Below are 15372 nucleotides of genomic sequence, written 5' to 3' on the forward strand. Positions count from 1 at the left end.
TGAAAACCGAAGGGCTTCACATGGGCCTTCCGACAGAGACGCTCCATGAAGTGAATGCGCTGGGTGAACGGCTGCCCCAGAAACGTGTCGTTCTGAAGCTGCATGAACACATTGTCCACCTTGCAGGGGCGGGCATCCCGCCACCACTTGAGCGCCTTGACCAGTTCCGGGTGCATTCGGAGCCAGCGCACTCGTTCCATTCCATTACCCGACTTGTTGTCGGTCAGCCTGATTTTTTCCTTCTGAAGGTCCACATCACTCCACGTCAGTCGGAAGATTTCGCTTCTGCGTCCTCCCGTGAAGTACAGGGTCAGCAGCATGACCAGGTCCTGCCCTTCCGCCTGCTGAAACACCTTGATGACATCACTTTCCGGTGGAACATAGCGCTCGCCGTGCTTTACGGGAAATGGCTTCACCTTCAGAAATGGTGGTGCCACCTGTGGGAATCCCTCAAAGAAGTCGGAACCCCAGTTCCATGCAGCCAGCAGATTCTTGCGGTACTTGTTGGCGACGTTCGCCCCGCGCTCATCCTTGATTCTGGAAAGAAACTCATAGGCTCTTGCCGAAGTGATTTCCGCGATGTCAAGGATGCCCTTTTTGCCGCAGTAGACGAAAAAGTCCTTCGTCACCAGCTTCTTTTCCACATAGGTCTGTCGGCTCATGGTTCGCTGAACATGGGTAAGGTAACTATCTCCCCACGCCATAAGCAGTTCTAATGCCGTGGGGATCGTCATCCCTTCCCGTGCGAGCTTTTTTTGCTCTTCCTCCCATTCTTTTGCGGCCCGCCATTCCGGGCCATGTTTTTTCCCTGCCGGGAACATTTTGCAGGCTATCTGCCTGCCGTTCACGATGACTCTCGCCATCCAACAATTTCCTTTGTCCGGTCTCAACGTAGGCATTGCTGAAATACTCCAACACTGTGCCCCAGCGAAACCTCCAGCGGTATCCAATGCGCCTGCCGCCTAACAAAGAGGCTATCTTTTTTACCGTTCTGGGGTCAAGGCGCAATCTGCGGGCTACTTGTTGTAGTGTTAAAATTGTATCAGGTTCACAATACACGGCAATACCCTTAATTTTGTTTTTACATTTCAGATATGAAACTATAGTATTTTGCAACAAGCTCCAACATTGAATTACAGTTGTTCTGAAGCAACATTTTCTCCTGGTGTCTTCTAACTCCACTTCTGCTTATATTTAATAATGTTGCAATTTCTGTACTTGTTTTTCCTTTGAGAATTAGGTGGAAAACTTCTCTGCCACGAGGTGTGAATTTTATTTCTTCACACCTATTTTGAACAGGATGAACTGTACATAATATTTTTATAGTTTTGTTTACGTTTAGTTTTTTTCTTATATCTTCGAGGTGTCGATAAATTGTCTTACGACTGACTCCGAGTTTTTTTGAAATGACTTTTTATGGAAAGGCCGAGCTTGATAAAGGCAATGATTTCTTTTTGTTTTGGTGTAAAATACTCTTTCATGGTTTCTCCTCCCTGCAAAGTCAGAAAGTCATGGTTACCTCCTCTTAGCATGGAGAAATCATGTCGTGCAGTGGCCAAATTACCCAAAAGGATATCTTTCGAAAAAAGAGATATTATGAGTTATAGTTTTTAACTATCTGTTTTTTTTATTATTTATTTTATAGTGTCATATTTTGTATAAACTTGTCATGTCGTAGGAGAAACCGGAATATGCCGGAATGACAGTTGCGACATCAAAAAAAGATAAGTAAAGGCCAAGCATAGTTAGCGAGCAATCCGCATAAGAATGAGAAAAATTGTTTCCACTTTATTTAACGAAAAAACATATTCAGTTATATTATGGGGATATATAAACATTCCGAAAGGTTCTTGAGTTTTTTTAATGTCAGTAGTTCAGCAAAGGAATTTTTCGGATCTTTTTGGAGTCACCAGTGCTGGTGAAGTTCTCTGTTCTTCCACAGATAATCTAATCAGTTTATGGAGTTGACACATGTCTATGAATTTGCTCAATCGAAACAGTTTTTTTCTGTCGAAAGTGCGGTGAGCATGTCATTCTGGACGGTTTCTTTTTTTTGAGGTTCAGTAACATTTTTTTCTTTTAGAAATTTCTCCATCAGATATGCGGGAATAATAATACCTGCGTTTTTCAGAATTAGACTGAGTTCCTTCGGTGAGTATCCTTTCTTGAAAGCCTTACGAAAATCTTTCTCCAACAACCCGGCAGCTTCTTCCCGTGTTTTTTTGTTGTCCCTGACCGGAAGTTCATTGAGTAGTTTCCGGGCTTTTTTGATTTGCTCAGGTCGCAATGTGGCGTTTTTTGTCATGAACTACCTCCGTGTTTAAGATGGCAACTATAATAGACGAAAATTCTATTAATGGGCAATTTGGCCACTTCACGACAGGGGTTCTTCGAGGCAGGATGGTAGTTGTAATACACAACTACCATCCTGCCAGAAGGCTGACGCCCTCTGGACTCCCGGAATGCTCGGCGCTTCGCTTCTCGCATTCCAAAGGTAAAGAGGCATGAGAGGCAAAAAAGGAACGAATGGTGAAGGTAAGTATGCCGCCAATCTGTTGCTCACCTTTCGAGTGACAGCAGAGGAAAAAGCGCGTCTTGAGCAGCAGGCGGATATGGCGGGGCTGTCCGTTTCCGCCTATCTGCGCCGGAGGTTTTTCGGAGGACGCCCGCTCATAGCCCACACCGACGCCATGATGATTCGGGAACTTCGCCGTATCGGGGGCCTGCTCAAGCACAACTTTGAAACGCTTCGGCAGTCGGGTGCCGGTGTGGATATGCTTGAGCGGCAGGAACGGGCGTTGGAGCTTCTGGTTTCCGCCATTGAGCATCTTGGAGTGCCCGGCCATGATAGTGAAGAAAGTCAGACGGGAAATCGTCGATAAGCCGAAGACGTGGCAGATCGGGGATCTGGTGGATTACATCCGCTTTCCTCACAACAAGAATCCGCAGGAAAAGGTCGCCCATGCGGGCAGCAGGAATTTCCTGACTTCCACGCATAACGGCCAGAAGATGGAAATGATCGCTCTGGCCGAAGAGTCGGTTCACAGCAAGATGCCGGTGCAGCACTGGATTTTTTCATGGCAGGAGGGGGAGCAGCCCACGAGGGAACAGGTGGATGAGGCTGTGGATATTTTTCTGGGTCACATGGGGCTGACCGGGCATCAGACCGTGTACGCTCTGCATTATGATACCGATAACTACCATCTTCACATTGCGGTGAACCGCATGAATGAGGAAACGGGAAAAGTCGTTCAGCCGCACAAAGGATTTGATATTGATGCGGCGCACAGGATTCTTGCGCTCATTGAACACGGACAGGGATGGAAACCGCAGGAAAAAGCCCGGTATGTCGTGCTGGAAAACGGTGAACTGGCCCGGAGAAAGAGCGGCAGGGAAATAAAACCTCGACAGGCCGCCTTGGACGTTGAACACGCCACAGGAGAGAAGTCTGCCCAGCGTATCGCACAGGAGCGGGGGCATGACATCATACGGGATGCAGACTCATGGGAAGATATGCACCGGAAGCTGGCAGAAGTTGGTCTCCGTTTTGAGAAAAAAGGGTCCGGTGCGGTCATTTTTGTGGGAGATATTGCCGTGAAGGCTTCTTCCGTGGACCGGGCTTTCAGCATGAAAAAACTTTGCAGGAAATGGGGGGAGTTCACGGAAGGAAACTATATGGAGAAGAAAGAAGCATTGCCGCCGGAGCCGGTGAGTTCGGTAAACCTGGAAGAATGGAAACTCTATCAGCAGGAATTTGAGGAAGAAGAAAAAGAGGCACGAAACGACGAGGCAATAACGCCGGTCGATTCCCTGCGAAAGCGGCAGAGAGAACAGCGTCGGAAGAGTCTTGCCCTGCTGGCGCAATACGGCGTGCCGGTACTGAATATTGCCCGTCATTGTCTGAAAATACAGCAGAGGGAAGAGCGACGTTTCCTGCGGGGCACGGGGAAAAAGGTCAGGCGGCATAAACCCCGGTTTGAGGCATGGCTGCGGGCAAAAGGACTGCATCGTCAGGCAGGACTCTGGAGGTATCGTTCCGCCTGGGAAAAGACAAGACACACCCCGCCGCCGGTGCCGGACAGAGGAAGAGAATCCATGCGGGAAATGGAGAATTTCAGGCGTTATGCCGCAGCCGTCGGAGCGGACAGGTATCGAGTGACCTGCATCGCCATGGAGACAAACTGGAATAAAAAGACCTTCATTCTCGACAAGGAAGGCGGCGTTACCAGGGGATTTACCCCTGAGGAACTGGTCTTGCGTATGCCTGAGATGCTCAGGCTCCAGCGGCGCGGAGAGAATATATATTACACGCCGTTATCCGAGGAAAAACATCATGTGCTTATCGACGACATGACGGCGGAAAGTCTGGTCCGGCTGCAAAGGGACGGATACCGTCCTGCGGTCATTCTGGAGAGTTCTCCCGGGAATTTTCAATGCCTTCTGACCATCGCAAAACTGGGGAGTCGTTTTGACCGGGACGTGGGCAACCGGCTTACGGAACGGCTGAATCGGGAGTATGGAGATAAAAAATTGTGCGGTTGCATCCACCCGCACAGAGCGCCGGGTTTTGAGAATCGAAAGCCGAAGCATCGTCGGGAAGACGGTTCTTTCCCGGAGGTGAAACTTCTGGTTGCCGAAAAACGTGAGTGCCGCAAGGCTCTGGAGCTGGCACGGCAGATAGCCGGGGAATATGAGGCCGTCGCTGAGAGCAGAAAACGATGGCCGGTACTGCCTCCGGGAGGCGGACTTTCAGGCGATGCCGTTACCGCCTATCATGCTCACCTGGAGGATATTCGCCGTCACCTGACCATTGAAGACTACTCCCGCGTGGATGCCATGATCGCCCTGCGACTTCGCGCCACCGGCCATGGTCGGGAGGCGGTGATGGAGGCTGTCCGGCAATGCGCTCCCTCTATCCGAGAGACGCCCGCACGCAGAGACTGGCAGCGATACGTCGAACGCACGGCGGATTACGCTTTCGGCATGGCAGGAGATGTGGCGCTGGCGAAGTATGAAAAATATCGGGAGCTGTGGAGACGAGTGGAGAGACGTGTCGGTATGCAGCAACAGTATGCAATCCATACGCGCATGGAGTGATATGGCGGTCAGCAGAGGATTTCGCTACTGTAATGATACGTTTTCCGAAGGAGATTCTTGTGACTAAGCTGGATCCTTCCTTTTATAGCCAGATTAAGGAAATTCTGCTTTCAGCCCGGAATAAGGTCTATGCTGCGGCCGATTTTGCCATGGTTGAGGCATATTGGAAAAGCATTGTGGAAAAACAGGGAGGAGAAGTCCGTGCCGAGTACGGCACGAGGCTTATAGCCGAGCTTTCTGCGAAGATGACCCTTGATTTCGGAAAAGACTTCACAGTCGCCAATTTGCAGAATATTCGACTGTTTTATTTGACTTTTCCAAATTTCTACACAATGTGTGGCAAATTGAGATGGAGCCATTACCGGCTGCTTATGCACGTGGACAGCAGGCAAGCCCGTCAATGTTATCTGGAGGAATGTGCAAAAGCCGGATGGAGTGTACGTCAGCTTGAACGGCAGATTCATAGTTTTTCTATGAACGATTGCTATCCAGTCAGAATAAGTGCGAAGTTTCGGCGGAGATTCAGAGAACGGCACCAGCAGAACAACCAGAAGATCTCATTCGTGATCCATCATTTTCTTATAGGTAGCGGCATAGTCCAGAGTCTCCCTGAGCGTATCAAAAGATGTCTGGACGGTTTGCGCGTCGTTGATGTTATGGTCTTTTTCAAACTGAACGAACAGGTCGGCGTTGCCTTCTTCCGGCTGGAATATTCTCAGTTCAAATGTTCCTCCGTCTCCCGTTTCATTTTCAATGTGTGTTTCTGTTTGACTTCACAGGAAGAGGATATCGACTTGGGAAAAGCGATGGAGAGGAACAGGAAAAACGGCATCCGTCCGGCAGATGCAAAGGGCAGGCATGGAACACTCTCCATGTCTGCCCTTTTGAAAATGGCCGTCCGTTAACGGGTTCTGAACCTAGAACTTCCACTGAGCGCCTATGATCGTGAGGTCAGTAAGAACGGCTCCCTGTCAGCCAGGATTTATGAGGTTTGTGCCGAGAGGGACGGCTTGAAAGGGCAAGTCAGGGACTATGAGCGGGTCAGACGGGCCATTGGCCCGGAACAGGCGGACAGGATACTGGAGGCAGCTTACCAGCAGGAACAGGTCGAAAAGGAGCAGAAATGGGGTGCAAGGTCAAAAATAAGGGTAGGCGCACGATAATCACAAAAAATGGAGGTAATTTCATGGAAAAGTACATCTTTGACGAGGGCAACGGTCTGTGGTATGAGTTGCAGAGGGACTAACAATATTCGGGCGTGTGCGGCGGAAATCGTGGACACAGAAATTATTTGCGCATGAGGCCCCAAATCGGAGGGTGTCCCGGTGAATGCCCTCCTGATTTATTTGGGACAGCGGGTAAAAACTTCTTGCATTTTAGAGTGTGCTATGCTATACTGCTGTCATCCTGATTTGAGGAGTCTATTCAACATGCGGCAAGGTATTCTTAAATAAAATTTGATAATGGGCACAAAAATAATTGCCCCTTGCAGGGGCTTGGTTTTTGTACCCAATTTTAAGAATACTTTTGCCTTTTTAGTAAATATCGTGACGGACCGCGGCTTATGTAAGTCGTGTATGTTTCTGTGTGTCCGAAGTCATGATCCCCAGCGGTAAAAGTATTAGCCGCTGGGGATTTTTGCGCCCATTCGGGCCTTGTATGGAGGATAGACATGAACATTATCAATATCGGGATTCTTGCCCATGTAGACGCTGGAAAGACGACCTTGACGGAGAGTCTGCTATATGCCAGTGGAGCCATTTCAGAACCAGGGAGCGTCGAAAAAGGGACAACGAGGACGGACACCTTGTTTTTGGAGCGGCAGCGTGGGATTACCATTCAAGCGGCAGTCACTTCCTTCCAGTGGCACAGATGTAAAGTTAACATTGTGGATACGCCCGGCCACATGGATTTTTTGGCGGAGGTGTACCGCTCTTTGGCTGTTTTAGATGGGGCCATCTTGGTGATCTCCGCGAAAGATGGCGTGCAGGCCCAGACCCGTATTCTGTTCCATGCCCTGCGGAAAATGAACATTCCCACCGTTATCTTTATCAACAAGATCGACCAGGCTGGCGTTGATTTGCAGAGCGTGGTTCAGTCTGTTCGGGATAAGCTCTCCGCCGATATTATCATCAAGCAGACGGTGTCGCTGTCCCCGGAAATAGTCCTGGAGGAAAATACCGACATAGAAGCATGGGATGCGGTCATCGAAAATAACGATGCATTATTGGAAAAGTATATCGCAGGAGAACCAATCAGCCAGGAAAAACTTGCGCGGGAGGAACAGCGGCGGGTTCAANGCTAAAGATGGCGTGCAGGCCCAGACCCGTATTCTGTTCCATGCCCTGCGGAAAATGAACATTCCCACCGTTATCTTTATCAACAAGATCGACCAGGCTGGCGTTGATTTGCAGAGCGTGGTTCAGTCTGTTCGGGATAAGCTCTCCGCCGATATTATCATCAAGCAGACGGTGTCGCTGTCCCCGGAAATAGTCCTGGAGGAAAATACCGACATAGAAGCATGGGATGCGGTCATCGAAAATAACGATGCATTATTGGAAAAGTATATCGCAGGAGAACCAATCAGCCAGGAAAAACTTGCGCGGGAGGAACAGCGGCGGGTTCAAGAAGCCTCCCTGTTTCCGGTCTATCATGGCAGCGCCAAAAAGGGCCTTGGCATTCAACCGTTGATGGATGCGGTGACAGGACTGTTCCAACCGATTGGGGAACAGGGGAGCGCCACCCTATGCGGCAGCGTTTTCAAGGTTGAGTACACCGATTGCGGCCAGCGGCGTGTCTATCTGCGGCTATACAGCGGAACGCTGCGCCTGCGGGATACGGTGGCCCTGGCCGGGAGAGAAAAGCTGAAAATCACAGAGATGCGTATTCCATCCAAAGGGGAAATTGTTCGGACAGACACCGCTTATCCGGGCGAAATTGTTATCCTTCCCAGCGACAGCGTGAGGTTAAACGATGTATTAGGGGATCAAACCCGGCTCCCTCGTAAAAGGTGGCGCGAGGCCCCCCTCCCCATGCTGCGGACGACGATTGCGCCGAAAACGGCAGCGCAAAGAGAACGGCTGCTGGACGCTCTTACGCAACTTGCGGATACTGACCCGCTTTTGCGCTGCGAAGTGGATTCCATCACCCATGAGATCATTCTTTCTTTTTTGGGCCGGGTGCAGTTGGAGGTCGTTTCCGCTTTGCTGTCGGAAAAATACAAGATTGAAACAGTGGTAAAGGAACCCACCGTCATTTATATGGAGCGGCCGCTCAAAGCAGCCAGCCACACCATCCATATCGAGGTGCCGCCCAACCCGTTTTGGGCATCTATCGGACTGTCTGTTACACCACTCCCGCTTGGCTCCGGCGTACAATACGAGAGCCGGGTTTCGCTGGGATACTTGAACCAGAGTTTTCAAAACGCTGTCAGGGATGGTATCCGTTACGGGCTGGAGCAGGGCTTGTTCGGCTGGAACGTAACGGACTGTAAGATTTGCTTTGAATACGGGCTTTATTACAGTCCAGTCAGCACGCCGGCGGACTTCCGCTCATTGGCCCCGATTGTATTGGAACAGGCATTGAAGAAATCTGGGACGCAGTTGCTGGAACCTTATCTCTCCTTCACCCTCTATGCGCCCCGGGAATATCTTTCCAGGGCTTATCATGATGCACCGAAATACTGTGCCACCATCGAAACGGTCCAGGTAAAAAAGGATGAAGTTGTCTTTACTGGCGAGATTCCCGCCCGCTGTATACAGGCATACCGTACTGATCTGGCCTTTTACACCAACGGGCAGAGCGTATGCCTTACAGAACTGAAAGGGTATCAGGCCGCTGTCGGCAAGCCAGTCATCCAGCCCCGCCGTCCAAACAGCCGCCTGGACAAGGTGCGCTATATGTTTCAGAAGATAATGTAACGTCTTGCGCAATGCAAGCGTTCATTGCTGGCTATTGCGAAATATCATTGATAAAATCAGTATCAGAGAGGAGAAACTATTTTGAACCAGGAACAGACGAATATTACAACAGGAAAGCAAATACGTCATCTGCGAACATGAGGACAATGTGAACGGCAAAATCAGCGACGAGCGTTTCATGGAATTGTCGGCAGACTACGAGCAGGAGCAGCGGGAACTGAAAGACCGCGCCGCCGCTTTGCAGGCCGAACTGGACAAGTCGCAGGCCGCCACCGTCAACGCGGAAAAGTTTATGGGGATTGTCCGAAAGCACCTTGCCTTTGAGGAACTTACCCCCACCCTCTTGCGGGAAATGATTGAAAAAAACGTTGTGCATGAGTGCAGCTATGACGAGAACGGCACCCGCAGGCAGGACATTGAGATTTATTACAGCTTTGTCGGCAAGATTGATTTGCCGGAATAACCGCCCGACCTATCCGACACAATGGCCAAGTGCCGGATAGGAACGGCAAAATTTTTTACACTTCTATTACTTCTTTATCACACATTAGTAAAGCGATAGGGGATCCAATCAACGAGCACGCCCGACAGGGCGGCCCGGATCATCAAGATGCCCGCGCAACCAAGGAAGGAACGCGCTCATGATCATAGCCATCGACGGCCCTGCGGGGTCCGGTAAATCGACCATCGCTCGCGAGGTCGCCCGACGCTTCGGGTTCCAGAAGCTCGACACGGGCGCCATGTACCGCGCGGTTGCGTATACGGCGGCAGCGCGCCATATCGACCTCGACGACGAGCCGGCGGTGACCGATCTCGCGCGCCATATCGTCATCACGGTCTCCGCCGCTCCCGAGGATGGCCAGCGCATCGCCGTCGACGGAGAGGATGTCACCCGCGAGATCCGCACGCCGGCTGTCGATGCGACGGTATCCAAGGTCTCGGCCTACCCGGGCGTGCGCAAGGCGCTCCTTTCCCATCAGCGCGCCGCTGCCGACGACCATGATGTCGTCGCCGAAGGTCGAGACATCGGCACGGTGGTGTTCCCCGAAGCCCAGATCAAGGTGTTTCTCACCGCGGACCCCCGTGAACGAGCCCGGCGCCGCGTGGCCCAGCGCCATGAAGGCGANGGATACTTGAACCAGAGTTTTCAAAACGCTGTCAGGGATGGTATCCGTTACGGGCTGGAGCAGGGCTTGTTCGGCTGGAACGTAACGGACTGTAAGATTTGCTTTGAATACGGGCTTTATTACAGTCCAGTCAGCACGCCGGCGGACTTCCGCTCATTGGCCCCGATTGTATTGGAACAGGCATTGAAGAAATCTGGGACGCAGTTGCTGGAACCTTATCTCTCCTTCACCCTCTATGCGCCCCAGGAATACCTTTCCAGGGCTTATCATGATGCGCCGAAATACTGTGCCACCATCGAAACGGCCCAGATAAAAAAGGATGAAGTTGTCTTTACTGGCGAGATTCCCGCCCGTTGCATACAGGCATACCGTACTGATTTGGCCTTTTACACCAACGGGCGGAGTGTGTGCCTGACGGAACTGAAAGGGTATCAGGCCACTGTCGGCGAGCCAATCATCCAGCCCCGTCGTCCAAACAGCCGTTTGGATAAGGTGCGCCATATGTTCAGTAAGATTCCTTGATACGCCACAGCAAGGATGGTTATTGCATTTCCCTGCCTTTCGTGGTAAAATGTAGTTGTAAACCACCAGAGAAAACAACAACCCTGCTACCCCCCGTTATCACCACCGATAACAATTTGATAACAGCCCATCGTATAGGGCTGGATAATATGGACACATCAAATAATCAAAAAAATGAGGTATCAAATTTATGAAGCAAAATCCGTTAAATATGATGCCCAACAACGACCGGCAGTAAAGCGGCCGGGCGCCAGATCCGCGCCCCGGGCAAGGCCGACGAGCAGGTTGAGGCTGCTTACGTCGATGTGGGAGCCGGTGTCGTAGCGGGACCAGCCGCCGGAAACCGTGCCGAAGGGAGCAAAGGTGTACTCGCCCGTCCCGCGGGCGGCGCGCAGGGCGTGCGCCATGCCGCGGTCGGCAATGAGGTCGCCGCCCTGCCGGACAAGCAGAGAGCCGGCAAGGTAGCCTTCCGCAAGGGCCTTGGTCTGGGGCAGAACGTGCACCGGGCTGTCCCCGCCGGGCTCGTCGCCGCCGCCGGGTTCATCGCCGCCGCCGGGCTCTTCAGATATGGTCCCTACGGTGGCGATGAGCTCTGTGGGCGTGTCGGTAAGCGTAAAGTCGTATGCCAGCGACACACCCTGCGTGCCGGTGAGGGTGGTCTGCGTGTAGCCTTCACTTATCAGGCCGTTGTCGTTTTTGAGCAGGGTGACGCTGTCGCCCACCGCAAGAGGCGCGCTTCCGCCGGCCACGGCCACGCCCACCTTGGCGCCGGAAATGTCTGTGCCGTCCGTATCCGTCAGGGTCAGTACGGTATTGCCGGCCTTGATGCTGCCGGGCAGAATGAAGTGATACTTCTCAAAATTATACACATTGGTTGCGGTGAGGCCGAAGGTCCGCACTTCCAGCGTGTTGCCCGTGCGTACATCCAGGTTGGGGTTGCCTGTACTATCACTGTAGCCGCCGTACAGATAACCATAGTCTGTCAGCTTAAGGTTTTCCCGCAGGATAACCGTGTTGTTCGTGGCGCTGCCCGAGTTGGTGGAGGTTAGGTTGCCGATGTACCCGCCATAGATACGGGGGCTGACCAGGGTAACGTTGTCCAAATCCACCACGTTGTTGCTGGCCGTAAACGTATCGGTTTCACCTCCGCTACCTGATCGGACGGCTCTGCCGCCTGCGATAGTGTTGAAATAGGCACTGTGGTCATTAAAGGTACCGCCCTTGATGAACACGGAATTGTCGTTGACAGAAGTGCCCCTTGAATTTGTCAGCCAGGCTCCGTAAAATTTACTCTTTCTTCCAAACGTACCGTCGTTGATGGTCAGGCTGTTCCCCGTGACCATCGATGGTGTATCCGACTGGGCATCTGTCGCGCCGCCTGCCCCGGCTATCGTATTATCCTTAAGAGCGAGTCTGCCGCCATTGATGACCACGTGGTTATTGGTCATGGTGACAGTATTTTTGGAAGTATTGTAGAAGTCGAATGAGTTTATGTGGGCTCCAAACACCGAGTAGTAGTGGCCGCCATAGACGGTCACCTGGTTGCCTTTCATGGTCACAGTTCCTGGTACGTCGCAGGTTATGGTTGCGCCATAGACACCATCCCCGTCGGCTCCGTCCTTCACGGTGACGGCGTTTTTGTCCAGGGTTACATCTGTTGCGGAAGTCTCGTAGATAAGCCCTCCGGAGGCATACGAGGTCATCGCTTCATCGATGGTAATATTGCCGTTACTGCCGCCCCCGTTTCCAACATACCAAGGATCGCCGTCCAGATTATCCCACTTCCCGCCCGAATTGGTGGCCCCCGCCACACCGGGTGCGGCCAGCAGCGCGGCAGCAAGCAGGAACGGCAGGGCTTTTCGCGCACTGCCCGCCAACGGCGTCAGCCTGGATTCTCTCTCTCTCTCTCTCTCTCTCTCTCTCTCTCTTGGCATAAGACATTCTCCTCCATGCTATGATATTCCCACCTTGTGCCGGGCAGGGGATGCCGTCCGGTTTTCCGTCGGGCATCCCCTTTTGGGAGAACCGTATAACGGAAAAAATTTTTTGTACAGGTTATTTTTCCGACCGGCAGGACGGGGACCCGTGGCTTGAGCAAAACATTCGCAGTAAGAAGCGCCTTTTGAATTGGTAGTTCAAAAGGCGCTTCTGTCATGTTGATGCTTTATCTCATTCGCATGGAGAAAGTCTCCTGCACAGGAGTGGCGGTGATGTTTTGCGTCTCCGCCATATTCTTATAGGAACTGACATAGTCCAGAGTTTCCTTGAGCGTATCAAAAGATGCGTGGACGGTTCGCGCACCGTTGATGATATGGTCTTTTTCATACTGAACACGCAGGCCGACTTTCCCCTCTTTCGTCTGGAATATTCTCAGTTCAAATGTTCCGCCGTCACCCGTTTCAACCTTCAACTCGTGTTCCTGTTTGCCATAAAAATCCATGCTGGAAGGCCGGAATCCGGCTTTTTCCATGGCTTGACGATAGGAGTCACTCTCCGTTGCCGAAGCTGCGGAGAGATCCTTTTCAGGATGCGTCATGGCATCGGCAAAACCGAGCAGGGCGGCATCCTGACGGGCGAAATTCAGGGCGTCTTCTCTGCTCTCAAACTGCTTGAAGCGGACACCGGGCGGGCCTTTCACAAGGGAGTGCCAGAGATTGTCGTCGTACAGGCAATGGATGGGCCACCTCGTAGTTTCACGCACCTGGGAACGGTTCAGAAGATACCCGACCGGACTGTGCGTAACGGCGTATTCCGTCTGGTTCCCCTGCTCACCAAAGGTAAGCGTACAGACACGGTGGTCTTTCGGGGCCGCGTCTGCCATGGAGAAGGGGGTGTCGGGAGTTTCCTGCCTGGTCTCTTCTGCCGGAGTCGTGTCGGCCCCGGTGTCGGAAGTCTTTGGTGTCCAGTGGGAAACATAGCTCGCGTCATCCTGCATACGCTGCAACTCTCGGATGATGGCACTATGATTTTCTCGCGCCAGGGTCAGTTCCTCCTTCTGGGGAAACTCCCTGCCGAGCGCTTCTCTGGTTGTTTCCAGTTCCGCCTTTTCATGACGGCAGGTTTCCCGGAATTTTTCTATGGCTTCATCGAAACCTTTGGCCAGGAAGTTGTCCATGCGCTGGAACAGACCGGAAAGACTGAGTTTGTCGTCAAAGAGATAGACGAGATTGTCCGGCTTGAACTCCTGTCCATCCGTACCTGTCACAACGATTCTGAACCCCTCCTTGCCGCCGAAGGACTGGGCATGGCGTTCAAGGTGCATGGCGAAGCCCCGATAGGAGCCGAACAGTACCCTGGCTCCGGCATTGCGCGTGATCTCCTTCACGCAGCCGAGCAGAATATCCTTTATTTTTTCGCCGTCTCTGTCCGTCAGCATCTTGTCTCCCGCAAAGAGTTCTATACGGATTTTTTCCTTGTCTTTTTCCTTGATGATATGGGTGTGGCTGTCCCGGTGCCGGATGTTGGCGGCGTAGGCGCTTTCCGCCTTGGCAAGACGCTCATCGGTTCCGTTGAGCCACTTCAGCCTGTCGCGCAGACGATGCTGTCCCCGCTGATGCTGGGAATACAGGGCTTCCAGCTTGCGAAGGTCTGCGGCAAGCTGAACCTGCATGAGAATCAGCGGATTGCCTGAAGCTGCGGCCTTCATTTCGGCGGCGTTGGCGGCCTCGCTTTGCACGTCGTCGATAACGCGCTGGAGCAGATCGCCCTTGCGGAACTGCTCGATGGCAGCCGCCTTGTACTCTATGGTCTGCCACATCCGGGCGTCATACGTCTGTTTGGTGGCATAGTTGTAAATGCCCACGGAGAAGTGTTCCGGGTCGCGCTCATAGAACAGGTTGCCCTGGCGGATAATGCGCCCGTTGCGCTGTTCCAGGTCGGAAGGCCGCCAGGGGGCATCAAGATGATGTGCGGCCACCAGACGTTTCTGGACATTCATGCCAGCGCCCATCTTGCTGGTGGAGCCGAGCAGGATACGAACATGGCCGGCATTCATGTCGGAAAAGAGTTTTGCCTTGCGGATGTCGGTGTTGGCCTCATGGATGAAGGCGATTTCTTCCGGCGGAATCCCCCGCGCGACAAGTTTGCTTCGTATGTCGTCATAGACGGAAAACTTTGACGACAGCGCAATGACGGCATCCATGTCGGAAGCTACGGAGGTGTCTTCACCGCTGTCATCCGTTTCCGCCTGTGTTGTCCCGCGAGATTCCTCATCTTTCTGTTCAGGTAGAAGCGTGCCGCCCACGTCCAGCAGCGTTTCCAATTCCAGGTCGTTACGGTTGGCCGGTGCGGAAGTCGGAGTGCTGCCGCCCTTGGGGGTGGATAGATCGCAGAAGACAAGCTGCGTGCCTCTGTCCGCCGCCGTGGTGCTCCAAATTTGATAGATGCGTTCAACGGCGGCGTTGACCTTGGAACCTGCGAAATCATCCGCGTGCGGTTCTATCAGGCGATAGTCCAGACCGGCCTTGCGGGCGTCGTTGGTGATTTTGAGCGGATTGTCCCGACGCGGGTCGGGAGGAAGGTTTTCCATGCGGTGGATGATTTTTTCCATGTAGGCCGCCTGTTCCCCGGAGCGTTCGGCCACATCGTTATACGGCTTTCCATCAGTGACGGGAGGCGTCAGGGGGCGCAGCCCTGCCTGCTTTGCCTGTTCATCCAGATCGTTTTTGGTGACGACATCGGCAAAGGTCCGGTACATGGCAAGCAGT

The 15372-nt window shown here is 52.6% G+C and carries 10 protein-coding genes and 2 pseudogenes; 7 read left to right on the top strand and 5 right to left on the bottom strand.

Annotated elements, in window-relative coordinates; genetic code table 11:
• From CZ345_RS10130 to CZ345_RS10145, 3 genes are all read right to left on the bottom strand, one after another.
• Positions 1 to 863 (bottom strand): tyrosine-type recombinase/integrase (locus tag CZ345_RS10130; RefSeq protein WP_077073057.1); only part of this gene is annotated, 863 nt, incomplete at its 3' end.
• Between the two features lie 218 nt (positions 864 to 1081).
• On the bottom strand, positions 1082 to 1408 hold the full coding sequence (locus CZ345_RS17725; RefSeq protein WP_083717548.1) for a helix-turn-helix transcriptional regulator: 327 nt from the start codon (positions 1406 to 1408) through the stop codon (positions 1082 to 1084).
• A gap of 579 nt (positions 1409 to 1987) precedes the next feature.
• A complete protein-coding gene (locus CZ345_RS10145) occupies positions 1988 to 2305 on the bottom strand; it encodes a hypothetical protein (protein ID WP_077073058.1) in 318 nt (105 codons plus the stop codon).
• Between the two features lie 199 nt (positions 2306 to 2504).
• Between CZ345_RS10145 and CZ345_RS10150 the strand changes: the two genes are divergently transcribed.
• The 7 genes and pseudogenes from CZ345_RS10150 to cmk all read left to right on the top strand — a co-directional run bounded on the left by CZ345_RS10150 (position 2505) and on the right by cmk (position 10666).
• Positions 2505 to 2882 carry a plasmid mobilization protein gene (locus CZ345_RS10150; RefSeq protein ID WP_077073059.1) on the top strand — a complete coding sequence of 126 codons (378 nt, stop codon included), beginning with the start codon at positions 2505 to 2507 and terminating at the stop codon, positions 2880 to 2882.
• Positions 2845 to 5097, top strand: a complete 2253-nt coding sequence (locus CZ345_RS10155) for a DNA-primase RepB domain-containing protein (protein WP_077073060.1) — start codon at positions 2845 to 2847, stop codon at positions 5095 to 5097. The genes CZ345_RS10150 and CZ345_RS10155 overlap by 38 nt, the downstream gene beginning before the upstream one ends.
• Before the next feature lie 59 nt (positions 5098 to 5156).
• Entirely contained in the window at positions 5157 to 6002 is an 846-nt protein-coding gene (locus CZ345_RS17195; RefSeq protein ID WP_204224275.1) for a DUF1016 N-terminal domain-containing protein, read from the top strand.
• 767 nt (positions 6003 to 6769) lie between these two features.
• Positions 6770 to 7390: pseudogene (locus tag CZ345_RS10170) on the top strand (GTP-binding protein); the annotation flags it as partial.
• 7 nt (positions 7391 to 7397) lie between these two features.
• Positions 7398 to 9017: pseudogene (locus CZ345_RS10175) on the top strand (GTP-binding protein); the annotation flags it as partial.
• A gap of 148 nt (positions 9018 to 9165) precedes the next feature.
• Positions 9166 to 9480: a DUF4368 domain-containing protein gene (locus CZ345_RS10180; RefSeq protein WP_476738455.1), complete on the top strand. Its 315-nt coding sequence runs from the start codon at positions 9166 to 9168 to the stop codon at positions 9478 to 9480.
• A 178-nt stretch (positions 9481 to 9658) separates the two neighbouring features.
• A complete protein-coding gene (cmk, locus tag CZ345_RS17570) occupies positions 9659 to 10666 on the top strand; it encodes a (d)CMP kinase (RefSeq protein WP_077073063.1) in 1008 nt (335 codons plus the stop codon).
• Between the two features lie 188 nt (positions 10667 to 10854).
• Here cmk and CZ345_RS10190 read toward each other — a convergent pair whose 3' ends face one another.
• Together CZ345_RS10190 and CZ345_RS10195 are read right to left on the bottom strand one after the other, a co-directional pair.
• Positions 10855 to 12204 carry a hypothetical protein gene (locus CZ345_RS10190; protein WP_144277324.1) on the bottom strand — a complete coding sequence of 450 codons (1350 nt, stop codon included), beginning with the start codon at positions 12202 to 12204 and terminating at the stop codon, positions 10855 to 10857.
• A gap of 626 nt (positions 12205 to 12830) precedes the next feature.
• The gene (locus CZ345_RS10195; protein ID WP_077073065.1) at positions 12831 to 15362 is read right to left on the bottom strand and encodes a helicase-related protein; all 2532 of its coding nucleotides are present in this window, start codon (positions 15360 to 15362) and stop codon (positions 12831 to 12833) included.
• Positions 15363 to 15372: the final 10 nt, after the last annotated feature.

The organism is Mailhella massiliensis, from assembly GCF_900155525.1.
GTDB classification, from domain to species: domain Bacteria; phylum Desulfobacterota; class Desulfovibrionia; order Desulfovibrionales; family Desulfovibrionaceae; genus Mailhella; species Mailhella massiliensis.

What these genes read in the sequence shown, in the direction of transcription:
- CZ345_RS10145 (WP_077073058.1), bottom strand. Translation starts at nt 2,305, where the DNA reads ATGACAAAAAACGCCACATTGCGACCTGAGCAAATCAAAAAAGCCCGG.
- CZ345_RS10150 (WP_077073059.1), top strand. Translation starts at nt 2,505, where the DNA reads ATGAGAGGCAAAAAAGGAACGAATGGTGAAGGTAAGTATGCCGCCAAT.
- CZ345_RS10155 (WP_077073060.1), top strand. Translation starts at nt 2,845, where the DNA reads ATGATAGTGAAGAAAGTCAGACGGGAAATCGTCGATAAGCCGAAGACG.
- CZ345_RS10195 (WP_077073065.1), bottom strand. Translation starts at nt 15,362, where the DNA reads ATGTACCGGACCTTTGCCGATGTCGTCACCAAAAACGATCTGGATGAA.